Genomic DNA, 22934 nt, shown 5'->3' on the forward strand with positions numbered 1-22934 from the left:
ACATATGAAGCATTTTTTTGCACTAATCGCTTTCCTACTCATATTCCAAACCTCATACGCTCAGCTTTTTACACGAGAAAAAGTAACCTATGATGCCAATCAAGGACGCGGCTCTACCGATAACGATTTATTACGTTGGGGCTATTATTTAGGAATGAACAGCTACGACTTTAATTTCGATTACTACGAAGACCTCACCGATATATACGTAAAAAGAGAACCAGGCTTTAGTGTCGGACTAATTGGAAACTTACGCATCAATAGTTTTATTGATTTACGTTTGGAACCTGGTCTTAATATTACAACTCGAGAATTGCGTTATAGCGAAGATTATTTTGATGGCATGAGTTATACCGATGCAGACTTAGTTAGGGAAGTAAAATCAACATACATACACGTTCCTTTACTGATAAAAGTATCAACAAAGCGTATTAATAACTTTAAACCTTTTGTTGTGGGTGGTTTTTCTACCGCTATTAACTTATCGAGTAACCAAGATAACCCTGAAGACAATTCTAGCGGGCAATTTAGAACTAAAACAACCCCTATCTTTTATGAATTAGGCTTCGGAATTGATTTTTACTTATATAATTTTAAGTTCACACCTTCGGTACGTGGTGTTTTTGCCATTAGTGATGAACTGGTTAGAGATGAAGATCCTAACAGTCCGTGGACAAGCAACATTGCTAGTATGAAAACACGTGGGGTATTTTTAAACTTCACCTTTCAGTAAGAAGAATTGTTATTGATTAAAGGGTATTAGTTATTGGCTAAAAAAATAGTTCTTCATCAAGAACGTTTAAATTCACTTAACAAAATAGCAGTTGCTGTAGCAACATTTAAACTTTCTGTAGCCTGCAAATCTCCAAATCGAGGTATTGATACTTTTTGGGTAATTACGTTTTCTATAATTTCAGAAATACCATTAGCCTCGTTACCCATTACCAAAACACCTTGTTTTGGTAGCGCACTTCTATAAACGTTTTCACCTTCCATAAAAGCTCCAAAAACGGGAATGGTTTGTTTCTGTAGAAAGTTTTCTAATTCCAAATAACTCACATTAACACGAGTTATCGAGCCCATGGTGGCCTGTATGACCTTCGGATTAAAACAGTCGACCGTATTTTTACTACAAACCAAATCTTTAACACCAAACCAATCACACAACCGTATAATCGTTCCTAAATTCCCAGGATCTCTCACATCATCGAGGGCTACTACCAATCCCTCGGCTTGTATGATTTTAGGCTCAGGAATCCTAAAAAGGGCTAGCGCTTTATTTGGTGTGGTTAAGAAACTAATTTTTTTTAATTCGGCAGCAGTAATTATAACTTCTTTTTCAGATTTATCACCGAAGGATTCCGTGGTAAAAAGTTGATAGAGTTCCAATTCAGAATCCAATAATTCAGCAATCGTTTTAAGTCCTTCAACCACAAAAAAACCATGTTGAAGCCTATATTTTTTTTGCTTTAAACTCGTTATTAATTTAATCTGACTCTTAGATAGCATGTTCCTTTTAAAAATTTGTATAAAGAAAAGAAAATAATTAAAAGATTTACTTAGTCTCGAATTAATTAAATTCAATTTCTAGCTGAAATACCTTATTTTTGAACCATTATTAGCTGCAAAAACCAAAATCATTCATAAAACCTGAATTAACTACACTTCATTTGAAAAAACAGCACTTTAAAATATTCATTTTAGCATTATTTATAGGACAGTTTTTCTCGTGCGATACTGTAAAAAGAGTTAATGAAGGTGAATTGTTGTTAACAGAAAACGAGGTATTTGTAAATGATAAAAAAGACAACTCAGAAACAGCTGAAAATCTACTCTATCAACATCCCAACCGAAAGGCTTTAGGCGTTCCTTTACGATTACATTTATACAACACAGCTCGCCCTAACCGCGATTCTTTATTTGAAGCTTGGTTAGATAAAAACCCGAAACGGCGTGAGCGTTTAAAAAGAATGTATTCACAAAAGCAGGTGGATAACTTAAAAAAATCTGCACTTAGCTTTAACAATTGGCTTAAAGAAACCGGTGAAGCACCAGTAATAGTCAGTGAAGCAAAATCTAAAAAATCAACCAACCGTTTGGAGGCCTATTATATTAATCACGGATGGTTTAACGCTAAAGCGGAATACGACGTCATTAAAAAAGATGACAAACGCGCTGAAATTAAGTACAGTGTTAATACAGGAACCCCTTTTATAATTGATTCGATATCCGAAACTATTAAATCCCCTAAAGTACAGTCGCTTTATGAGCGCCACAAATCGGAGTCCTTTATAAAATCAAACGAACAATATCAAACCGCCAATTTTGATGAGGAACGCAAAAGAATTTCAACAAGTCTGAGGAATTCTGGGGTATATCATTTTAATCAAGATTACATCACCTTCGAAATTGACACCATTGGCACGAACAAAAAGGTGAATGTTGGACTAACTATTCAGGATCGATCTATAAGAGATCATGACTCGATTATTCGCCAGCCTTTTGATGTTTATACCATTAGAGATGTTAACGTTATTACAGATTATAGCTATGAAAACCGAGGTAAACCATTTCAAGATTCGACGTCTTTTAATGGTTATAAATTTTACAGTTATAACAAAATGCGACACAGCCCAAAAGCCATAGCTGATGCCATTTTTATAAAACCAGGAGATGTTTTTAGAGACCGCGATATGATAAACACATACCGGCACTTAAAAGAACTACGAACATTTAGATACCCTAATATTGAAGTCACAGAAAGACTTGATAATACCATTACAGATACCATTTTATTAACACCTTTAAAGCGATTTAGTTTAGGGTTTAGTACCGACGTTTCTACGAGTAATATTCAAACGCTAGGTTTTTCCTTAAATCCAAGTTTGCTCATGCGAAATATTTTTAGAGGGGCAGAAACACTAGAAATTGCGGGTAAAGGTTCTATTGGGTCTTCAAAAGATAAAAATAACCCGAATGATGCTTTTTTCGACATTGTTGAATATGGTGTCGATTTAAGGCTTACCATTCCAAGGTTCTTCTCTCCTTTTTACACCAAACACCTTATTCCCAAATACATGTCGCCAACAACTAATATTAGTTTAGCCATGACCAGCCAAACCAATATTGGCCTCGATAAACAAACTTTTGGAGGTGTATTTAATTACAATTGGGTGCCTAACAAAACGGTAACCAATAGAGTTGATGTCTTTAACATGCAGTATGTGCAAAACTTAAATGTTGATGCTTATTTCGATGTGTATCAAAACTCATATGAATCATTAAATGAAATCGCTCATGAAGTTGATTACATCCCACCCGATCAAAATTTAGAAATTCCAGACGGAGCCAATGATTTTATAGATTATGCGACAAGTGTACCGCCACCGTCTGAGTTTTCCAATAGCCAGTTGACTACCGTAAATAGTATTAGTGAGCGAAAAGACCGATTAACCGAAAATAACTTAATCTTTTCTTCTAGCTGGAGCGTTATTGTAAATGAGCGAACGAGCCTTTTTGATGAAGACTATTACATTTTACGTTTTAAACTCGAACCTGCAGGTAACTTACTTTCTCTCGGTGCTGGTTTATTAAACCTAGACAAAGATGATGAAGGCAGATATAAACTCTTTGATGTCGCTTATTCTCAATTTATAAAAACGGAAATTGAATATACCAAGCACTGGGACTTAGGTAAAAAAAATGTACTTGCCTTCCGTAGTTTTCTTGGGATCGCTATTCCTTATGGCAATTCAAACAGTATTCCATTTTCTCGAAGTTTTTTTGCTGGAGGCCCTAACGATAACAGAGCATGGACTGCTTATAGCCTCGGCCCTGGAAGTTCACAAACCACGGACGAGTTTAATGAAGCCAATTTAAAACTTGCTTTTAATGCAGAACAGCGTTTTCATATCTTAGAAAACTTTTATGGCGCCGTATTTGTTGACGTTGGTAACATCTGGAACGTTTTAGATAACGTAACCGATGAAGGTGCAACATTTACCGGGTTTAAGTCGCTAGAGGATTTAGCCGTTGGCTCTGGATTCGGACTTCGATACGACTTTAGCTTTTTTGTATTTCGATTTGATGTAGGTTTTAAAACACACGACCCTTCTTACAACAAAAAGAACAGATGGTTTAACGATTTTAATTTCTCTAATGCGGTATATAATATAGGTATTAATTACCCTTTTTAAACGGCTTTTTAAGCCTGTATCACTACAACGTTTTAGTATCATTTTTGCTTTTTATCAAAACAAAAGACCAATAAAATACTTAAAAAATGATTACTTTTATACTTTACTAACTTTGAATTATATTTATTAAAAATGGGACACAATATTAAACCAGGAGTAGCTACGGGACAGGAAGTTCAAGCTATATTCAAACATGCAAAAGATAATAACTACGCACTTCCAGCTGTTAACGTTATAGGATCAGATACCATTAATGGTGTTTTAGAAACAGCAAGAGACTTGAACGCTCCTGTAATCATTCAGTTTTCTAATGGTGGTGCTCAATTTAATGCAGGTAAAGGTTTAAATAACGACGGACAAAAAGCTGCTATTGCTGGTGGTGTTGCAGGTGCAAAACACGTTCATACACTAGCTGAAGCCTATGGTGTACCAGTAATTCTACATACTGACCACTGTGCTAAAAAATTATTACCATGGATTGATGGTTTATTAGATGCTAGTGAAAAACATTTTGCTGAAACTGGAAAACCTTTATTCAGTTCTCATATGATTGATTTATCTGAAGAACCTCTTGTTGAAAATATAGCCATTTGCAAAACGTATTTAGAGCGTATGAGTAAAATGGGTATGACTTTAGAAATCGAGTTAGGTATTACTGGTGGTGAAGAAGATGGTGTAGATAATTCTGATGTTGATGATTCTAAATTATACACGCAACCTGAAGAAGTTGCTTATGCGTATGAAGAACTAAGTAAAGTTAGTCCTCAATTTACAATCGCTGCTGCTTTTGGTAACGTTCACGGCGTATACAAACCTGGAAACGTAAAATTAACGCCAAAAATCTTAAAGAATTCACAGGAATACATTTCTAAGAAATATAATGTAGAGCATAACCATATCGACTTTGTATTTCATGGTGGTTCTGGTTCAACAGTAGAAGAAATTCGTGAAGGTATTAGCTATGGCGTAATAAAAATGAATATTGATACCGACTTGCAATACGCATTCATGACTGGTATTAGAGATTATATGGGAGAAAAATCAGAATACCTAAAATCTCAAATCGGAAACCCTGATGGAGAAGATTCTCCTAATAAAAAACATTACGACCCAAGAGTTTGGTTACGTGAAGGAGAAAAAACATTCGTAGCACGTTTAAAAAAGGCTTTCGAAGATTTAAATAACGTAAATACTTTATAGTGTCTAGATGATTACACTACAAATATCAATTAAAGGTTTTGCTTAACGCAGAACCTTTTTTTTTGCATTATAGAGTTCTTTTTCAGTAAATTACACCTATACCTTAAGAAAACATGCATGTGGTTACTAGAAATTTAAAAAAAGGCTTAATTTTGTATCCAGACTTTTTCTAAATAGTTTAAAGTGAAATCATTTCAGTTTAATACTTATAAGTGAGAAAAAGCAGCCCTAAACATTTAAAATTGAAAACCTTTTTTAGCCCAGCTGAAAAAACTAAAATATATTAAGTAATATGACTTGGTTTAAAAGAACAACAAAAGGTATCACAACCACTACCGAAGAGAAAAAAGACACTCCAAAAGGACTTTGGTACAAATCTCCAACTGGTAAAATTGTTGATACTGAAGAACTAGAGAAAAACTTCTATGTAAGCCCAGAAGATGGTTACCATGTTAGAATAGGAAGTAAAGAATACTTCGAAATCCTTTTTGATGATAACAAATTTAAAGAGCTTGATACGAACCTAGAATCTAAAGACCCTTTAAAATTCGAGGATACCAAAAAATACCCAGAGCGTTTAAAATCGGCTCAAAACAAAACCAACTTAAAAGATGCCGTAAGAACTGCTGTAGGCAAATCAAAAGGAAAAGATTTAGTTGTAGCCTGTATGGATTTCGCTTTTATTGGAGGATCGATGGGGAGTGTTGTAGGTGAAAAAATTGCTAGAGCAGCAGATTATTCTCTAAAGAATAACATTCCTTTAATGGTTATTTCTAAATCTGGAGGAGCTCGTATGATGGAAGCTGCCCTATCCTTAATGCAACTTGCAAAAACTTCAGTAAAACTAGCTCAATTAGCAGATGCTGGAATACCATATATATCACTTTGTACAGACCCTACTACAGGTGGAATTACAGCTTCTTTTGCTATGTTAGGTGATATTAATATTGCAGAGCCAGGTGCTTTAATCGGTTTTGCAGGACCTAGAATTGTAAAAGATACTACTGGAAAAGATTTACCAGATGGGTTCCAAACTTCTGAGTTTTTATTAGAACACGGATTTTTAGATTTTATTACCCAACGTAAAGAATTAAAGAATAAAGTGAATCAATATTTAGATTTAGTTTTAAATCAGCCTTTAAGAGCTTAATTTTATATCGAACAAAATTTAAAAAGCCTGTTTTATCAAATAAAACAGGCTTTTTTATGCACTTTTAAAAGCTATTGAAAACACAGTACCTTCACCTACGACACTGGATACTTTAACCTGACCTCCCAAAGATTCTATATGATTTTTAGTTATAAACAAACCTATTCCAATAGCATCTTTATTACAGTGAAAGGTTTTGTACATCTGAAAAAGCTTATCCCCATATTTTTCTAGGTCTATGCCCTTACCGTTATCTTTAATATTTAAAATAACAAACCCCTCCTCTTTTGTTGTGCTTAAATTAATTTGAGGCTTCCTGTTTTCATCTCTATATTTAATCGCGTTGGTTAGAAAGTTCAAAATAATACTATCTAAATAAGCAGGTAATCCTTTAATAATTAAATCATCGTCTACATTATTTAAAATAGTAGTATTGGTGTTTTTGGCAAAAGCGGCTACAGTATAAATAGCCTTATCAACATAATCGTATAAGTTTAAATGTTTAATCTCACTAGATTCTACCTGCTTTATTTTAGCAACTTCCGTTAAGTGCGACACGGTTTCTTCAAGGTTTTCGATAGCGTGAGATAAGAGCTCAAAATTTTCATTACCTGCTAACCAACTAAATTCTTCTTCTAAAAACCCTTTAATGGTTGATAAATTTCCTGAATGCGACCTTAAATTATGGGTGATAATATCAGCAAATGCAGTGAGTCGTTCATTTTGCTCACGAACAACACGTAACATTAATTTCAACTTGTCTTGATTTCTTTTACGGTTGGTAATATCCGAAAACTGCCAAATCATTTGTCCAGGAGAACCATCGACATTCGCAATTAACGACACCGAAATAAGCACCCATATAATGGAGCCATCTTTATGAAAATAGCGTTGCCTGACCCGGTACCTACTAATTTTTCCCTGAAGTAAACGCTCATATTTGATCTGATGAACCCCTAAATCCTCCCTAAAAATAATAGTTTCAATGTTCATATTGAACAACTCTAGCCGGGTATACCCAAAAAGTTCACAAACACTATCATTTACTTTTATCCAATCGCCATCCAAAGTAAGAATAGCAATACCATTATAAGTATTATTAAATATTCTCTCTAAAGAATCGTAAGTATCTGGAAAGTTGTTGTGAGAAAATAGAGCTTTCATAGTTTATCCTAAACATTTTTTAATCCATAAAAATTTAGCATGTTATATAATCTTTATTCTTAAGGAGTTCATTTAAACCATTAGGGACTTAAAATTCTAACGAGGTAAATAACATTTCAAATCGTAACCCATTTAATTAGTAAAAGTTACGCAAAAAAACCATCAAACCCAAAAAAGTTAGTATATTTGCCGCTCGAAAGAAAATCTTTCGTGTACATAAAAATCATTTACAATAATATTAGCATGTATTTAGCAAAAGAAGCAAAGGAAGAACTTTTCGCAAAACACGGTAAAGGAAAAAACGATACTGGTTCTGCAGAAGGTCAAATCGCGTTATTTACGCACAGAATTAATCACTTAACTGAGCACTTAAAAAAGAATCGTAAAGATTTCAACACCGAGCGTTCGTTAGTAAAATTAGTAGGTAAGCGTAGAGCTTTACTAGATTACTTAACTAAGAAAGATATCTTAAGATATCGTGCCATAGTAAAAGAACTAGGATTAAGAAAATAACATTAAAAAGGGGCTAATTTAGCCCCTTTTTTTTATCTTAGCCATTCGTTTTTGACTTTCCTATTTTCGAACTAAGATTTTCAAAAAACAGCTCTAACGTAAGAGTTTAAAGCACGTATTGAAGAAGCTAATTACAGTTTTTCATTGGTCACACAACAACTACACACAACAACACAACGACCATTGTTTAATTTAGTATAAAATATTTATGATTCCACAAGTTTTTAAAGAGGTCATAGACCTAGGGGACGGTAGAGAAATCTCTATTGAAACTGGAAAATTAGCAAAACAGGCACATGGTTCTGTTGTTGTTCAATCGGGAAAATGTATGTTATTATGTACAGTTGTTTCCAATTATAAATCTTCTGATGTAGACTTTTTACCGTTAACAGTTGATTATCGTGAAAAATTTGCTGCTGCAGGACGCTACCCAGGTGGTTTCTTTAAAAGAGAAGCACGCCCAAGTGATGGTGAAGTATTAACGATGCGTTTAGTGGATCGTGTTTTACGTCCGTTATTCCCAAAAGATTACCATTCAGAAACTCAGGTAATGATTCAATTGATGTCTCATGACCCAGAAGTTATGCCTGATGCTATGGCTGGTTTAGCTGCATCAGCTGCAATTCAATTATCAGATTTCCCTTTTGAATGCCCTATCTCTGAAGTAAGAGTAGGTAGAATAAATGGAGAATTCATCATTAACCCTTCTTATGCGCAACTTGCAGAAAGTGATATCGATATGGTTATCGGTGCATCAGCTGACTCTGTGATGATGGTAGAAGGTGAAATGGATGAAATTTCTGAAGAAGAAATGACAGAAGCTATCAAATTTGCACACGAAGCTATCAAAGTGCAATGTGAAGCCCAAGTAAAATTGGCTGAAGCTTTTGGTAAAAAAGAAACACGCGAATATGAGCCAGAACGTGAAGATGCTGAATTAGCACAAAAAATTCACGATATGGCATATGATAAAGTTTATGCTGTAGCTAAAGCAGGATCTTCAAAACATGAAAGAAGTGCTGCATTTGCAGAAATAAAAGAAGAAATAATCGCTTCATTTTCGGAAGAAGAATTAGAAAATTTTGGAGGATTAGTATCTAAATACTACAGCAAAGCAGAGAAAAATGCTGTAAGAGACTTAACGTTAAATGAAGGTTTACGTTTAGATGGCCGTAAAACAACAGACATCAGACCAATCTGGTGTGAAGTGGACTATTTACCATCTACACATGGTTCTTCTATTTTTACACGTGGGGAAACTCAAGCTTTAGCAACCGTTACTTTAGGAACTTCTAGAGAAGCTAATCAAATTGATATGCCATCTTTTGAAGGTGAAGAGCGTTTCTATTTACACTATAACTTCCCTCCTTTTTCTACAGGTGAAGCAAGACCAATTCGTGGAACATCTCGTCGTGAGGTAGGTCACGGTAACTTAGCTCAACGTGCATTAAAAGGAATGGTTCCAGAAGATTGTCCTTACACAGTAAGAGTAGTTTCTGAAATCTTAGAATCTAATGGTTCTTCTTCTATGGCAACAGTTTGTGCTGGTACTATGGCTATGATGGATGCAGGTGTACAATTAAAGAAACCTGTTTCTGGTATCGCTATGGGATTAATTTCTGATGCAGATTCTGGAAAATATGCTGTTTTATCTGATATTTTAGGTGATGAAGATCATTTAGGTGACATGGACTTTAAAGTTACTGGTACTGCCGATGGTATTACGGCATGTCAAATGGATATTAAAGTAAAAGGACTTTCTTATGAAATTCTTGTAAATGCTTTAAAACAAGCCAGAGATGGTCGTTTGCATATTTTAGGAAAAATTACGGAGACTATTGCAACACCTAATTCAGGAGTTAAAGATCACGCTCCAACGATGATTACACGTCGTATTCCTAATGAATTTATCGGTGCCTTAATCGGTCCTGGTGGAAAAGTAATTCAAGAATTACAAAAAGAAACTGACACAACTATCGTAATTAATGAAGATCCAGTTACAGAAGAAGGTGTTGTTGAAGTACTTGGTGTAGGTAGTAAAGGTATTGATGCCGTTAATGCTAAAATCGATGCTTTAATGTTTAAGCCTGAAGTTGGAAAGGTTTACCAAGTTAAAGTTATTAAAATGCTTGATTTTGGTGCTGTTGTAGAATATACTGAAGCTCCAGGAAATGAGGTTTTATTACACGTAAGTGAATTAGCTTGGGAACGTACCGAAAACGTAACTGATGTGGTTAATATGGGTGATGTTTTTGATGTGAAATACTTTGGTGTAGATCCAAGAACTCGTAAAGAGAAAGTATCTCGTAAAGCAATTTTGCCAAAACCTGAAGGTTATGTTGCAAGACCACCAAGAGACGATAAACGTTCAGGTGGACGTGATAACAGAGGTAATGATAATCGCGGACGTGATAATCGTCGTGACGATAGAAAACCTAAAGGAGACAGATAACATTTGATTCCTATATAGATTAAACCCCATAAAGTTAGCTTTATGGGGTTTCTTTTTGAGAGGTGTTTTTTAATTGAAAATAGCTTTTTTGTTGTACTAGACTACTAGAAAATTATACTATTATACTTAGAAACAATATCTAAATATTAATAAGAAAATTAATAATAAATAACCGATAGCCAGGAAACTTCCAAAAAACAAAAGCCAAGACTTATGGTGTACATTTTTGAATAATTTGGTTGTCATAATATAATCAGTTTTGAGAGTAATTAAGTAAATTTTAATCGTATTTAAAATTTAAAAGATTTACCAAACTAGATTAAATCAGTTGGATAGCAATCATTTTAATTTTTAAACCTTTTTAATTTCTTTACTACAAATTAAGCTCTAAAAACAAAGTAAACCGCCAACACCTAGGGAGACAAATGGGAGACATTTGAATTTTTGTACTAATTTTCTACACCTATTGCGTTCTGAACCCTTATAAAACATAATCCCCTTCCAAATTAATAAAATTTCAAACTGCTAAGAAGCTAAGTCGATTTCTCCGTTTAAACTATAACAGGCACTAGTATTTAACTTCGACTAAAAGTCATAAAATGCCTAAATTTTAAATATAAATTCTCTTAAGGAGCCGTGAGGAGGAATTTTTAATTTTTGCTTCATTCTTTGAATCCCTTTTTTTACAGCTGCAAGCGATACATTTAAAAAGAAAGAAATTTCAGAATTACTAAAACCCATCTTAATAAAAGATGCTAATTTTAAGTTACTATCCGAAAATGAGTTATCAATTTCTAGTAGTCGTTTATAAAACAAAGGATGAACTTCTTCGAAATGCACTTTAAACAATTGATATTGATATTCATCTTTAAGATGCTTTTCAATAGAATCACTTAACTTTTGGAGCTGGAGTGTCGTGGTTTTTATATCATCAGAAATTAACTTTTCTAAACGCTTATTAGTCTGCTCTAAAAATTGATTTTTAGTATCCAAAGTGAGATAGTTGGTACTTAAAAGCCTATTCAGCTCATTGTTTTTTAACCTATCATCATAAGATTTAACAAATTGATTATGCGCTGAATTTAAAGACACAACCGCAGTAGCATTAGTTAACGAATTAAGAACACTAAAAATTTTATATTTCAGAACGATATTTAAAACTGTATCTACACGATTTGATGTCAAAAGTATAATTGAAATACTAAGGGCTTCAGGCATCTCATTTATTTCTGAAGTTACTTCATCTAGATCAGAAATACTATCGTAATCAATGATTATTACATTTGGAGTATAACGTTTAAGATCCTCAACGGAAGCAATAGTAATCAACTTAAAATTAAAGCCATCTAAATACGTTTTTTCCTTATCAAAACTATTTCTAGTAATAATAACAACGCTACATTTAATCTGTTCACTTTTGTTCTCCTTTATCACCTTAATCACTTGTTAAGTATTCTAAAGCCACATCCATATCTGTAAAAAACTTAATTTTACTACCAGTTTGTGAGGTATAAATCTTTACAAGAAGCGACAAAAAACCACTAGAACCTACCAATACCGATTTTTTAATTTTGGGTTGTACCATTTTACCCAGAATAGCCATCTTTCTCGTTGTTCCAGGATTTGTTCTAGTCCCCTTAATATGCACCAAAGCTCTAACTGACTTATCTGGTCGTTCCAACCCCATCGCAACGGCTGTTTCAATTTGATTTAAAATTTCTCGATCGGTTGTTAATCCTGAAAAATTAATAAAAATGTACTCTGTATTTAAATGGTGTTTCCATACTGGTGGTGTTATATTGGCATTACTCATTTACTAACATTAAGTTGGTTTTTAAAAGGGAGAAATTTATTTCAAATTTAAAATTTATTAATGCTTATAAAAGCTTTACTTCCAAAAAATCAATTCTTTCTACCAAACATGTTTGTATAAAATATAAAAAGTACATAATTGCGACTCTGGTATTAATCAGCTTAAGTCCACCCCCTAAAAATCGTAAACGAAAAAAATAAATCATATAAAATTCATCCATAAATCATTATTCTATGCTTTAATTCCTAATAAATAGTTAAAATTAAAATTAAAAGGATCTAGATTACTATTCCTCGCGTATAAGAAACAAAAGGTAAAAACAAAACAGGAATTAGATATGGGAACAAAACAAACTAACGTTGACGAAAAACCGAACCAATTAAAAAATTTAACGACTGGATTAAAAAATTTAATCACAAATAAAACGGGGAGAACTTGGGGCTTTCTTGTATTAGTAAGCACTTTTTTATTGATGGCAAATGCTGTTTACCTCTTTTATTTATTGCAAAGTGATTTTTATGAATTCAACATAAAACAATCATCTTCTACGTTTGGGATGATTTTCTTAGCTATAGGTACAGGACTACTTGTATTTAAAGTTAGTTTTTTCATATACACCTTATATAAATATTTCTGCTATAAACCCATTGAATCAGTTTCAGATGAAGAACTTCCAACTTGTACAGTCATTGTACCAGCCTACAATGAAGGTAAACAAGTATGGGACACTTTAATCAGTTTAGCTGAGAGCGATTTCCCTGAAAACAAACTACAGTTATTAGCCATTGATGATGGTAGTAAAGATGACACTTGGGAATGGATGCTTAAAGCCAAAAACACGTTAGGTGATCGTTTAGAAATTTTTCAACAGCCTAAAAACCAAGGAAAGCGTCATGCCTTATACCGTGGGTTCAACCATGGAACAGGCGAAGTATTTGTTACTGTAGATAGCGACTCTATAGTAAACAAGGACACCATTAGACTTTTAGTTAGTCCTTTTGTTCATAATGAAAAATGTGGCGCTGTTGCTGGAAATATTCGAGTTCTAAATAACAAAAAGGCCTTATTACCAAAAATGCTTGATGTTAGTTTTGTTTTAAGTTTCGAATTTGTAAGATCGGCAGAAAGTACGCTAAACTCGGTACTTTGTACACCTGGAGCACTAGCTGCTTATAGAAGTTCAGCTGTATTTGCTTGCTTACCAGAATGGATTAATCAAACTTTTATGGGCAAGCCGTCTGATATCGGTGAGGATCGTGCTATGACCAACATGATTTTAAAACAAGGTAAACACGTATTGTTTCAAAGAAACGCATATGCCTATACGAACGTACCAGAAAAATACAAAGGCCTTTATAAGATGTTTATTAGATGGGGACGAAGCAATGTTCGTGAAAACATAGAGATGTCTAAATACGTATTCACAAATTTCAAAAAAGATTCTAAAGTTGGAACGCGATTATTATTTCTTAGTCAGTCATCAGAGATTATTATGACGTATCCGTTCTTAATCTTTATGCTATTTTTTGTAATTGCACATCCTTTACTTTTCATTAGTTCAACTTTAGTAAGCACCCTAATTATTTCAACCTTCTCGATGTTATTTTACGCCAATCGTTATAAGGTTTCAGAATCATTTTGGGCCTACAGTTACAGTGTTTTATATACTTTTGCATTGTTTTGGATTACGCCTTACGCCATTGCAACAGCAAGTAAGAGTGGGTGGTTAACACGTGAGCTGGCAGTGAAAAAATAAAATATTTTCAGTAATTTAAATGAAGTCTTAGAGCACTCAAATATTAATTTCAGAAAAAAAGATAAACTTTTTTGTAACATTATCTTTTATACCTACGTATAACTATTGAATGCCCTATTATTCACAAATTAAATTACAGGAGAATATTAAATGAGACAGCTAAAAATTACGAAGCAGGTTACTAATAGAGAAACGGCTTCGTTAGATAAATATTTACAAGAAATTGGTAAAGTAGATTTAATTACTGCCGATGAAGAAGTAGAATTAGCACAACGTATTAAAGCTGGAGATCAAATTGCTTTAGAAAAATTGACAAAGGCTAATTTACGTTTTGTTGTATCGGTAGCGAAACAATACCAAAACCAAGGTTTAACTTTACCAGATTTAATTAATGAAGGGAACTTGGGTTTAATTAAAGCGGCACAACGTTTTGATGAAACTCGTGGTTTTAAGTTTATTTCTTATGCTGTATGGTGGATTCGTCAATCGATTCTTCAAGCTTTAGCTGAACAATCACGTATTGTACGTTTACCTTTAAATAAAATTGGATCCATTAATAAAATCAACAAAACATTTGCCTTTTTAGAGCAAAGTCATGAACGTCCACCTTCTGCTGAAGAAATTGCAAAAGAATTGGATATGACTATTAATGATGTTAAGGAGTCCATGAAAAACTCAGGCCGTCACGTAAGTATGGATGCGCCTTTAGTTGAGGGTGAAGATTCAAACTTATATGATGTATTAAATAGTGGAGAATCTCCAAATCCTGATAAAGAGTTGTTACATGAATCTTTACGCACTGAAATTGAGCGTGCTTTAGAAACCTTAACTCCTCGTGAAGCAGACGTTATTCGTTTATACTTCGGCTTAGGAAATCAACACCCAATGACCCTAGAAGAAATTGGTGAAACTTTTGATTTAACACGTGAACGTGTTAGACAGATTAAAGAAAAAGCCATTAGACGATTAAAACACACGTCTAGAAGTAAAATTTTAAAGACGTATTTAGGTTAGTATTTCATAATTAATACGACTAAATTACCATAACAAACAGTTACTCATAACTGTTCGTTTTTTGATTGATGAAAGAACCCTCGGCTGATTACCGGGGGTTTATTTTTTAAAAAATTATTAAAAATATCCTATTCAGACTAAATCTATCATCAATTCTGGAATTTAAACTCTTAAATTAGCACTCAAATTTCATTTATGCCATCAAAATCATATATAGACTTTTTGGAACTATTAGAAGATGTTGATTCTTTAACCGATACTCATTTTCATTTATCAAAAGGTAAAGTAGGTCGAAAGAAATTAGGTTTTTTAACTAGAAGTGCAGTTGTGATGTTATGCGCTGCATGGGAAAGGTATAATGAAAATTTACTTCTTGAATCAATTAATATCATTTTAAATTCAAACATTCAAGCTAAAGATCTCCCCATAACAATTAAACAAAACATCAGTGAAAAGGTAAAACTAAACAAAAACAACATATACCCAATTGAACTAGCAGATGAAGGATGGCGAAACTTATGGCTAGGTTTTGCTATTAATGATACAGAAAGTTTACATACTCCAAATTCTGACAAGCTAAATCTTTTGTTTAAAAGGCATTTGGGTATATTAAACTATAGTACTTTATGGATAGGAGGCTCAAGTGTAAAAATAGATAACTTTATAAAAGTGAGAGGAGAGATTGCTCATAACGGGGGTAAGTCTAAATATGTTAGAATTAGTTCTTTGAAAAAATATATTGATTTAACCACAGATAATGCTATTGAGATTGACTTCAAAATCTCTCACCTATTGAAAGACCAATATAATATACCCACATGGGATGAAAATTATCATAGGACAATTGAAAAATATATAAGAAAGAAGTAAAACAATATCGCTATATTTATAAACAATAAATTGAATGCCCCCAAAAACAATCATGCTTAAAACCATATGTTACATTAGCGATTCAAATAGAGATGTTACTATCAACAACCTAAATGAATTATATTCAGCAGCTAAGGCTAATAATTCTAAAAATCATATTACAGGTGTATTGGTGTATAAAAACCATAATTTTTTACAGGTTCTAGAAGGCTCTCAAGAATTAGTCGATCAAACTTTCGATCGCATAAAGAAAGATTCACGCCATAGCAATATTTTTAAAGTCATTAACACTAATATTGAAGGACGCATTTTTGAAGATTATAATTTCGGTTTTACAGTGATTGATGACAAAACAGAACTTAAAAACCTCTATGAGTATCTAGAATGGTTAAAACTAGGACACAATAAACTCGCCAACGAAGTTATAGGAATGGTAGAAAATTTTATTGAAAACTAATCTCTTACCTAACTCAAAACCATTAAATTTGTCGAAATTTAAATAAACAGTTTAATGAGTTCTAAATTAATAGCTCCTTCGGTTTTAGCGGCAGATTTTGCCAATCTTCAACGTGATATAGAAATGGTTAATGAAAGTGATGCCGATTGGTTTCATATTGACATTATGGACGGTGTTTTTGTACCAAACATCTCGTTTGGTATGCCTGTTCTACAAGCTATTTCTAAACATGCAAAAAAAACAATTGATGTACATTTAATGATTGTTGATCCTGATCGCTACATTAAAACCTTTGCTGAATTGGGTAGTAATATTTTAACCGTACACTACGAAGCTTGCACGCACTTACACAGAACCCTACAAGCTATTAAAGCAGAAGGCATGAAAGCTGGCGTTGCTCTTAACCCACATACAAACGTTAATGTTTTAGAGGATGTTATTCAAGATATTGATTTGGTTTGTATCATGAGTGTTAATCCTGGTTTTGGTGGACAAAGTTTTATCGAGAACACTTATAAAAAAGTAAGACAGCTGAAAGAATTAATCGTTACGAGAGGCGCTAACACCTTAATAGAAATTGATGGCGGTGTTACCAACAAAAACGCAAAAGCACTAACAGATGCTGGCGCGGATGTTTTAGTTGCAGGAAGCTATGTTTTTAAAAGCAGCACACAAATTGAAACCATCAAAGATTTAAAAGCCATTGCTAATTCATAGAATAGCTTAAAATTACAAATAATAAAAAAGCCCCGAATTGGTTTACTTAAACTTTTTCGGGGCCTTCTTTTTAATAATATTTCAAAACAAAGTATTATCTTTCTAAAAGTAAAGTCTCAAGGCAATTTATACCCCATTTCATAGTAGAACTTATATGTCAAAACACTTAAAAAAAATAATCTTTTTATTATTTATAATTGGATGTGGAACACAAAAAAATACAGGGTTTGATAGCTATGTGTTTCAATCGAAGAAGCAACAAGACAATTATATTAAAGCGTACAATCAAGCTTTAAAGCTTTGGGACACACCTTATTCCGAAGAAGACATTCAAACAAAATACGGTAAGGCACATGTTATTATTTCTGGAAAAAAAAATAACAAAGCGTTAGTTTTATTACACGGTATGGATGCCAGCTCAACCATGTGGTACCCCAACATTAAAGCTTTGTCCAAAACACATCGTATTTATGCTATAGACTTTTTAATAGAGCCAGGGAAATCAACTTTAACTACTGAAGCTTTATCTAAAGAAGAAATTGTAGAATGGTATCAAAGTATTTTCAGCCACTACCAATTAAAAAACTTTGATATTGTTGCGGCCTCACGAGGTGGATGGATGGCTACTTTATTAGCTACACAGGAGAATAATAGTATCGATAAAATAGCATTATTAAGCCCTGCCCAAACTTTTGAATATGTAGACGCGCCTGCAAAGACATCAAAGGCACTATTTTTAAAGCTTTTCCCAAGTAAAAATCAATTTAAAAAGACTTTAGACGTATTTTCAAAATACCCTAATAAAATCAATTCAGTTTATAAAAATCAGTTTTATTTAGCCAATAAATATGCGAAATCAAATACGAGTTTACTTCAAATGCAACCTTTTTCGGAAGATGAGTTAAAATCAATTAGTAACCCGGTACTTGTTTTAATAGGCGATCAGGATGTTATTAATTCTGAGGAAGCCCTTGAAAAAGCTAAAGAAAACTTGGAAAATAGTACAACGAAAGTCATCAAGGACGCCGGCCATTTTTTAAGTATTGATCAGTCCGAAATCGTAAATAAAACCATTACTGAATTTCTAAATCCTTAGACTTTATAAGGTGTTTAGTTTATAATCCGAGTGCAGCTTTATCGGCGTCACTAAATTTTTTAGAATTCGAGATATAGTCACCAATATGCATTTTTAAATGAGAACTTTTAATCTCATTGTAGTGCTTAATTACAAAAGCCTTGTCGCTTTCTATTTCCTGATTATATTTTAAAATTTTAGGTACATTCTGTTGAATGCTTAAACGGATAAAGCGTACTTCAATATTACTCGTATCCTTTTCAACGGCATATTCAACAAGGTTCACGCCTTCCATAAAACCTTCTTTTTTCTCTTTTATGGTTTTAGCACTTTTAGCCATAAGCGCTATTGAAGCCCCTTTGTAGGCAACCAATTCATTTCTATTTTTTTTAGTAACACCCTGTAAATCGTTAAAAAAAGCATTTACTTTATTAGCATCCTGAGCAGCTAGCTTATAAGCCTCTCGTGTTTTTTGTAAATCAACAGTCTGCACACTAATGAATACGCCAAAAAATAATGCTAATAGAAATTTCATAATATTAAATGACTTTATAGTTACTTGATAATTTTAAAGCAATAGTTTCATCAAAGCGTGTCGTATTTTTAACCCTATACCCTTCTTCTGTTTCAGAAATATCCAATTCTAAGACTAAATCGGGTGTTTTCTCAGGATTAATAATAGCCATGAATTTTATATTGCTTGAAGTTGTCATAAACAAATCCTTTTCTACGACTTTTTCTGTCAATTCCTTTATAATTTGCATCATGCAAACACCAGGAGTTACAGGGTTCCCTGGAAAATGTCCTTTAAAAATATCGTGTTTACTATTTATAGTAATTTGCGCGGTTGCTAAATGTCCGTCTACCGACAAGTCTTTTACCGTATAAAAATCTTTTAATTGCATCTATTAAAAATTGAATTGATAAAAAAGTCCCAATTGAATACCGGAATTCAATTGCGTTTCATAATCTAATTGCTCCGATTCAAAACTATTAAAAGTTCCTGAAAAAACATCAACCGCCCCCTGTATATATCGTGCTTCAAATCCGAGTCCATTGTTTAAAACATAACCCACACCTAATCCAAGCGTAACATCTATAAACGACACGTTATTTCCTTCCGTTCTATTGGCTAATCCAACTAAAGTATCATCCGTATCAAAATACAAGCCTGGTGCTACTATAAAATGAAAACCTGAATTTTTAACAAAAAACTTATTAGCTACTGATAAAGAAATATAATGTAAATCGATGTTCGCTTCCGACATAAGGTCTGATTCTCCTCCATGAAGAGCATAACCTAATTCGGGTTGTAAAGCATAAAACTCTGATAATTTAAAATTTCCAAAAAGTCCCAAATAGAAGCCAGTTTTTGTATCTAAATTAGCATTCGAAACCTGGGTAAATTGGGTGCCGCCTCTAAAACCGAAGGTTTTTTGTCGTTGTGCTTCACATATACTAACTGTGGTAATAAAGCATAATAAAAGAATGCATTTTTTCATAACAAATAAAAAGGTGTTAATTGATGGATTTGAGGGTCATTTTAAACTCAATATTTAAATGTTCAATAAGGATGTGTTTTGAAACATGATCTTCAATTTTATAAAATTCAAATACTATTTTTTCCTTACCGTGTTTTACGTTTACAATTTTATGAAGTTTTTCACCTATAAAATAATAATAGTCCTGGTTGTCAATAATGGTTTGATGTACTGTATCTTCAGCTGAATTATAAGCTTTCATACTCCTAATATCTTCGGTAACTAAAACTTTAAAATCCTTTTTTAAGAGATTAATAAGTATTTTTTTGTCGAGATCTTTTAAAATATAATTTACTTTAAACACCTCTTTTTCAAAAGAAAAATCAAAGATCTTATTTCCCATTTCGGTAGTAAATACGATTCTATGACTTCCAGAACCCATTTTTTTTACAATAAAAAGTCCGCCAAAAACTTTATCATAAACCTCTATCTGGGCTTTATAAACATAATCTTTATCTAGGTTGGAAAAATAAGGATTAATAATCGAGTCTTCAGAATCAATAACCGTAAAGCCTTGCTTTTTTGAGTACGAAGCACAGGCCGAAAAAATACATATCAGACTAATGGTTAAAAACCGCTTCATCAATGGGCTGGTTTAAAGATTTATTAGAAAATATAATTTTCGTGTAATCATTAGAGTGCTCTATCATTTTAACTTCAATAACATCGGCATGTTCATTAAACGTGATGTGAAAAGACTTTATGAATTGTGCTAGTTTTTCATCTTTCGGACTAAAATACACTAAGCTGCCATCTTCCGTTTTAAAGTATTCCATGTGAAATTTATCCTCGTCAAACATATCCCCTTTTACACTACTAATAATCAGATTATTTAATTGTTTAAACAATTTATTACGACCAACATCAATATCACTTTTACGGCCTTCATCATTAATAAAAATCTTGCTTTCTTTAAATATAATAGCATACTCAAAAGGTGCGGTATAAGCCCACTTTACCCAATCGGGCGCTTTAAAAGTCAAATGGCCTGACGATTTAATGTCGTTATCTAAAAAATCTAGGTGCTTAAATTGTACAAAATCACTAGAAATTGTTTGAACATTATTGGCAAGCGTTTTTACTTTCATTTTTAAGTCAGAAGCCTCAGCTGCCGTCATTTTAGTCTGTGCTTGTGCCGATAACACCACAAAAAACATAAGAAATATAATTTTACGCATAAGCTTTAATGTCAAATAAGGTATCGATGGTTACCGCTGAAAGTTTCTGTTGCCGCAAAAATAACAATAACTGTTCCAAAACCCGTATTGTTTTTTCACTGGTATCGTGTAGCAAAATAACATCTCCTGGTTTTAAATCATTTATAATGCGTTTTAAAACCGCTTTTTCATCACGGCCTGTAGTATCCAAAGAACGTTTACTCCACCCCACCGAATGTAAGCCCATTTGGTGAGTAGCTTTTTTAATATTTGGATTAGTTACGCCAAAAGCTGGACGATATAACTTTACTTTTAATCCTGAAATTTTTTCGATAATTCTATTAGTACTCTCAAGCTCATTAATAACTCTTTGTGTTCCAAAAAAGCCAAAATAATTACTATGAGAATAGGTGTGATTACCAACAACATGGCCTTCACACAAAAGGGTTTTAAACACTTCTGGATGGGCTTCTACATGTTTTCCAATGCAGAAAAAAGTTGCTTTGGCATCATATTGCTTCAAAAGATGTAATACTTTAGGCGTAAACGTGGCGTTAGGACCATCATCAAAGGTGATGGCTATTTGTTTTTTTTTAGTGTTATAATTCGCATTTAGGGATTTAAAAAAATAATTCCACCCAATAAAAGCCGAACCAAAACCCGTGATTAAAAACCAAAAAAATAAACTAAAACCAAAATAAAGTGGGGAAATGACATCAATAAAAAATAGAATGAACAAACCCATGCTAGTAAGGCCTGCTATTATATTTACTGATTTAAAATTTAGCATTGTTTAAGCAATGTAAAACTATGATTTTCATTACGGTATTGATTATACAGTAAAACGGTTTTAAATCCTGTTGATTTTAAATCATTACGTTTTACCACGGCTGGTAATATTTGAGATTGAATTGTTTTAGCAGCCAACCAAAACCCGAATGAAGAAGCCGTATTAAACTCTCCTGAAATATGCTTGTAATAAGCCTGCTGTGTTTCTTTAAAAACTCCCTGACTTAAAATATCATAGTAGTCGTCGTAATCAGCATCACCGTTAGCTCCTAAAATAACTAAATCGATATCACTAATTTTTAGATTATGTGAAGCTAAAAAGGTTTCAATAGTTTCTGTAAGTTGATCTTTAGGTAAAGTATTAAACATTTTCACTCTTACTAATTCAGCATAGGAGTTGTTTTGTTTTTCATTTGAAAGCACAAAAAAATTGGCCCCTTCACCATATACAGCACCAGAGGTATTACTTTCAAACAACTCTGAAGCTTTTACAGGTTCTTTTTTAACATGACCAACTAATTCTTGAAGCTTGAATGTATGCTCCCCTATTTCATCTACACCACCAACAAGAATATTATTTTCTTCTTCATTGGACAATAGTAATTTGGTATCTAATAAAGCAGATTCAAAAGAATTACTAGCGTGTACATAGGTAAAATTATAACCTTTGCACTGTAATTCTAAAGCCACCTGACCACCAACGGTGTTATGTGTTGATTGAATGAAGGCTGTTGGAGTAAGGTATTGCTCGTCGTTATCAATAAGAGCACTTAGAAATTTTTCAGAATCACGAAGACATCCCATCCCTGTTCCGGTAATGATCGCATCAACTTGATCTAAGCCAGATTCTTGAAGTGCTATTTTTGATGCCACAATACTCATTTTTATCCCTTTAGCCATACGTCTGGCGGCAGCAGGCGGAATAAATGCCTTATAATCGGGATTTACAACAGGAAATACAACAGCTTCATGATCGATAAAATCATTTAAAAACTCGGCATTATCAAAAGTTTTTTGAGCCGAAATGGATGCCACGCTATTTATATAAACCTGTTTCAAATTGTATTTTT

The 22934-nt window shown here is 33.1% G+C and carries 23 protein-coding genes; 12 read left to right on the forward strand and 11 right to left on the reverse strand.

The features are described 5' to 3' along the window. Positions 1 to 4: 4 nt before the first annotated feature. Entirely contained in the window at positions 5 to 733 is a 729-nt protein-coding gene (gene porT / locus A6I66_RS12765; protein WP_067149923.1) for a type IX secretion/gliding motility protein PorT/SprT, read from the forward strand. A gap of 56 nt (positions 734 to 789) precedes the next feature. Here the strand turns inward: porT and A6I66_RS12770 are convergent, their stop codons facing one another. Further along, positions 790 to 1509, reverse strand: coding sequence for a TrmH family RNA methyltransferase (locus A6I66_RS12770; RefSeq protein ID WP_067149926.1), 720 nt, complete (start codon positions 1507 to 1509; stop codon positions 790 to 792). A 161-nt stretch (positions 1510 to 1670) separates the two neighbouring features. Between A6I66_RS12770 and tamL the strand changes: the two genes are divergently transcribed. The 3 genes from tamL to accD all read left to right on the forward strand — a co-directional run bounded on the left by tamL (position 1671) and on the right by accD (position 6546). Further along, a complete protein-coding gene (gene tamL, locus A6I66_RS12775) occupies positions 1671 to 4196 on the forward strand; it encodes a translocation and assembly module lipoprotein TamL (RefSeq protein WP_067149929.1) in 2526 nt (841 codons plus the stop codon). A 132-nt stretch (positions 4197 to 4328) separates the two neighbouring features. Continuing rightward, entirely contained in the window at positions 4329 to 5396 is a 1068-nt protein-coding gene (gene fbaA, locus A6I66_RS12780; RefSeq protein ID WP_067149932.1) for a class II fructose-bisphosphate aldolase, read from the forward strand. A gap of 292 nt (positions 5397 to 5688) precedes the next feature. Beyond that, complete coding sequence (accD, locus tag A6I66_RS12785) at positions 5689 to 6546, forward strand: acetyl-CoA carboxylase, carboxyltransferase subunit beta (RefSeq protein ID WP_067149935.1); 858 nt, start codon at positions 5689 to 5691, stop codon at positions 6544 to 6546. A gap of 54 nt (positions 6547 to 6600) precedes the next feature. Here the strand turns inward: accD and A6I66_RS12790 are convergent, their stop codons facing one another. Beyond that, a complete protein-coding gene (locus A6I66_RS12790; protein WP_067149938.1) occupies positions 6601 to 7710 on the reverse strand; it encodes a sensor histidine kinase in 1110 nt (369 codons plus the stop codon). Between the two features lie 243 nt (positions 7711 to 7953). Here A6I66_RS12790 and rpsO point away from each other — a divergent pair, with 243 nt between their 5' ends. Together rpsO and A6I66_RS12800 are read left to right on the forward strand one after the other, a co-directional pair. Beyond that, positions 7954 to 8223, forward strand: a complete 270-nt coding sequence (gene rpsO / locus A6I66_RS12795; protein ID WP_067149941.1) for a 30S ribosomal protein S15 — start codon at positions 7954 to 7956, stop codon at positions 8221 to 8223. Positions 8224 to 8431: 208 nt separating this feature from the next. Next, positions 8432 to 10675 (forward strand): polyribonucleotide nucleotidyltransferase, encoded by a 2244-nt coding sequence (locus A6I66_RS12800; RefSeq protein WP_067149945.1) that lies wholly within the window; start codon positions 8432 to 8434, stop codon positions 10673 to 10675. Positions 10676 to 11278: 603 nt separating this feature from the next. Here A6I66_RS12800 and A6I66_RS12805 read toward each other — a convergent pair. Together A6I66_RS12805 and A6I66_RS12810 are read right to left on the reverse strand one after the other, a co-directional pair. After that, the gene (locus A6I66_RS12805) at positions 11279 to 12109 is read right to left on the reverse strand and encodes a hypothetical protein (RefSeq protein WP_157614206.1); all 831 of its coding nucleotides are present in this window, start codon (positions 12107 to 12109) and stop codon (positions 11279 to 11281) included. A 1-nt stretch (position 12110) separates the two neighbouring features. Further along, positions 12111 to 12488 carry an STAS/SEC14 domain-containing protein gene (locus tag A6I66_RS12810; protein ID WP_067149951.1) on the reverse strand — a complete coding sequence of 126 codons (378 nt, stop codon included), beginning with the start codon at positions 12486 to 12488 and terminating at the stop codon, positions 12111 to 12113. A 337-nt stretch (positions 12489 to 12825) separates the two neighbouring features. Here A6I66_RS12810 and A6I66_RS12815 point away from each other — a divergent pair, with 337 nt between their 5' ends. From A6I66_RS12815 to A6I66_RS12840, 6 genes are all read left to right on the forward strand, one after another. Next, positions 12826 to 14244 carry a glycosyltransferase gene (locus tag A6I66_RS12815; protein ID WP_067149954.1) on the forward strand — a complete coding sequence of 473 codons (1419 nt, stop codon included), beginning with the start codon at positions 12826 to 12828 and terminating at the stop codon, positions 14242 to 14244. A 150-nt stretch (positions 14245 to 14394) separates the two neighbouring features. Then, positions 14395 to 15258 carry a sigma-70 family RNA polymerase sigma factor gene (locus A6I66_RS12820; protein WP_019387909.1) on the forward strand — a complete coding sequence of 288 codons (864 nt, stop codon included), beginning with the start codon at positions 14395 to 14397 and terminating at the stop codon, positions 15256 to 15258. 195 nt (positions 15259 to 15453) lie between these two features. Continuing rightward, a complete protein-coding gene (locus A6I66_RS12825; RefSeq protein ID WP_067149957.1) occupies positions 15454 to 16128 on the forward strand; it encodes an MAE_28990/MAE_18760 family HEPN-like nuclease in 675 nt (224 codons plus the stop codon). A 34-nt stretch (positions 16129 to 16162) separates the two neighbouring features. Beyond that, positions 16163 to 16585: a BLUF domain-containing protein gene (locus A6I66_RS12830; protein WP_067149960.1), complete on the forward strand. Its 423-nt coding sequence runs from the start codon at positions 16163 to 16165 to the stop codon at positions 16583 to 16585. A 54-nt stretch (positions 16586 to 16639) separates the two neighbouring features. Continuing rightward, positions 16640 to 17302 carry a ribulose-phosphate 3-epimerase gene (rpe, locus tag A6I66_RS12835; RefSeq protein WP_067149963.1) on the forward strand — a complete coding sequence of 221 codons (663 nt, stop codon included), beginning with the start codon at positions 16640 to 16642 and terminating at the stop codon, positions 17300 to 17302. Positions 17303 to 17456: 154 nt separating this feature from the next. After that, positions 17457 to 18398 carry an alpha/beta fold hydrolase gene (locus A6I66_RS12840; RefSeq protein ID WP_067149966.1) on the forward strand — a complete coding sequence of 314 codons (942 nt, stop codon included), beginning with the start codon at positions 17457 to 17459 and terminating at the stop codon, positions 18396 to 18398. Between the two features lie 19 nt (positions 18399 to 18417). Here the strand turns inward: A6I66_RS12840 and A6I66_RS12845 are convergent, their stop codons facing one another. The 7 genes from A6I66_RS12845 to A6I66_RS12875 are packed head-to-tail and all read right to left on the reverse strand — an operon-like array spanning position 18418 to position 22923. Then, entirely contained in the window at positions 18418 to 18912 is a 495-nt protein-coding gene (locus A6I66_RS12845; RefSeq protein WP_067149969.1) for a hypothetical protein, read from the reverse strand. Between the two features lie 4 nt (positions 18913 to 18916). Next, positions 18917 to 19282: a 3-hydroxyacyl-ACP dehydratase gene (locus tag A6I66_RS12850; RefSeq protein WP_067149972.1), complete on the reverse strand. Its 366-nt coding sequence runs from the start codon at positions 19280 to 19282 to the stop codon at positions 18917 to 18919. 3 nt (positions 19283 to 19285) lie between these two features. Next, positions 19286 to 19879 (reverse strand): outer membrane beta-barrel protein, encoded by a 594-nt coding sequence (locus A6I66_RS12855; RefSeq protein ID WP_067149974.1) that lies wholly within the window; start codon positions 19877 to 19879, stop codon positions 19286 to 19288. Positions 19880 to 19895: 16 nt separating this feature from the next. Continuing rightward, entirely contained in the window at positions 19896 to 20501 is a 606-nt protein-coding gene (locus A6I66_RS12860; RefSeq protein WP_067149977.1) for a hypothetical protein, read from the reverse strand. Next, complete coding sequence (locus A6I66_RS12865) at positions 20479 to 21096, reverse strand: LolA family protein (protein WP_067149980.1); 618 nt, start codon at positions 21094 to 21096, stop codon at positions 20479 to 20481. Before A6I66_RS12865 ends, A6I66_RS12860 begins: the two co-directional genes overlap by 23 nt. Further along, positions 21089 to 21865 carry a polysaccharide deacetylase family protein gene (locus tag A6I66_RS12870; RefSeq protein WP_067149983.1) on the reverse strand — a complete coding sequence of 259 codons (777 nt, stop codon included), beginning with the start codon at positions 21863 to 21865 and terminating at the stop codon, positions 21089 to 21091. Before A6I66_RS12870 ends, A6I66_RS12865 begins: the two co-directional genes overlap by 8 nt. Next, positions 21859 to 22923 carry a beta-ketoacyl synthase N-terminal-like domain-containing protein gene (locus A6I66_RS12875; RefSeq protein ID WP_067149986.1) on the reverse strand — a complete coding sequence of 355 codons (1065 nt, stop codon included), beginning with the start codon at positions 22921 to 22923 and terminating at the stop codon, positions 21859 to 21861. Before A6I66_RS12875 ends, A6I66_RS12870 begins: the two co-directional genes overlap by 7 nt. Between the last annotated feature and the right edge of the window lie 11 nt (positions 22924 to 22934).

The sequence above is a fragment of the Pseudotamlana agarivorans genome (genome assembly GCF_001642835.1).
Taxonomy (GTDB): Bacteria; Bacteroidota; Bacteroidia; order Flavobacteriales; family Flavobacteriaceae; genus Pseudotamlana; species Pseudotamlana agarivorans.

Bases quoted from the DNA above. Each gene is read 5' to 3' on its own strand.
- rpe (WP_067149963.1), top strand. From the start codon at position 16,640: ATGAGTTCTAAATTAATAGCTCCTTCGGTTTTAGCGGCAGATTTTGCC.
- fbaA (WP_067149932.1), top strand. From the start codon at position 4,329: ATGGGACACAATATTAAACCAGGAGTAGCTACGGGACAGGAAGTTCAA.
- A6I66_RS12840 (WP_067149966.1), top strand. From the start codon at position 17,457: ATGTCAAAACACTTAAAAAAAATAATCTTTTTATTATTTATAATTGGA.
- A6I66_RS12790 (WP_067149938.1), bottom strand. From the start codon at position 7,710: ATGAAAGCTCTATTTTCTCACAACAACTTTCCAGATACTTACGATTCT.
- A6I66_RS12825 (WP_067149957.1), top strand. From the start codon at position 15,454: ATGCCATCAAAATCATATATAGACTTTTTGGAACTATTAGAAGATGTT.
- A6I66_RS12860 (WP_067149977.1), bottom strand. From the start codon at position 20,501: ATGAAGCGGTTTTTAACCATTAGTCTGATATGTATTTTTTCGGCCTGT.
- A6I66_RS12770 (WP_067149926.1), bottom strand. From the start codon at position 1,509: ATGCTATCTAAGAGTCAGATTAAATTAATAACGAGTTTAAAGCAAAAA.
- A6I66_RS12845 (WP_067149969.1), bottom strand. From the start codon at position 18,912: ATGAAATTTCTATTAGCATTATTTTTTGGCGTATTCATTAGTGTGCAG.
- rpsO (WP_067149941.1), top strand. From the start codon at position 7,954: ATGTATTTAGCAAAAGAAGCAAAGGAAGAACTTTTCGCAAAACACGGT.
- porT (WP_067149923.1), top strand. From the start codon at position 5: ATGAAGCATTTTTTTGCACTAATCGCTTTCCTACTCATATTCCAAACC.
- A6I66_RS12850 (WP_067149972.1), bottom strand. From the start codon at position 19,282: ATGCAATTAAAAGATTTTTATACGGTAAAAGACTTGTCGGTAGACGGA.
- A6I66_RS12800 (WP_067149945.1), top strand. From the start codon at position 8,432: ATGATTCCACAAGTTTTTAAAGAGGTCATAGACCTAGGGGACGGTAGA.
- accD (WP_067149935.1), top strand. From the start codon at position 5,689: ATGACTTGGTTTAAAAGAACAACAAAAGGTATCACAACCACTACCGAA.
- A6I66_RS12830 (WP_067149960.1), top strand. From the start codon at position 16,163: ATGCCCCCAAAAACAATCATGCTTAAAACCATATGTTACATTAGCGAT.
- A6I66_RS12870 (WP_067149983.1), bottom strand. From the start codon at position 21,865: ATGCTAAATTTTAAATCAGTAAATATAATAGCAGGCCTTACTAGCATG.
- A6I66_RS12865 (WP_067149980.1), bottom strand. From the start codon at position 21,096: ATGCGTAAAATTATATTTCTTATGTTTTTTGTGGTGTTATCGGCACAA.
- A6I66_RS12855 (WP_067149974.1), bottom strand. From the start codon at position 19,879: ATGAAAAAATGCATTCTTTTATTATGCTTTATTACCACAGTTAGTATA.
- A6I66_RS12810 (WP_067149951.1), bottom strand. From the start codon at position 12,488: ATGAGTAATGCCAATATAACACCACCAGTATGGAAACACCATTTAAAT.
- A6I66_RS12815 (WP_067149954.1), top strand. From the start codon at position 12,826: ATGGGAACAAAACAAACTAACGTTGACGAAAAACCGAACCAATTAAAA.
- A6I66_RS12820 (WP_019387909.1), top strand. From the start codon at position 14,395: ATGAGACAGCTAAAAATTACGAAGCAGGTTACTAATAGAGAAACGGCT.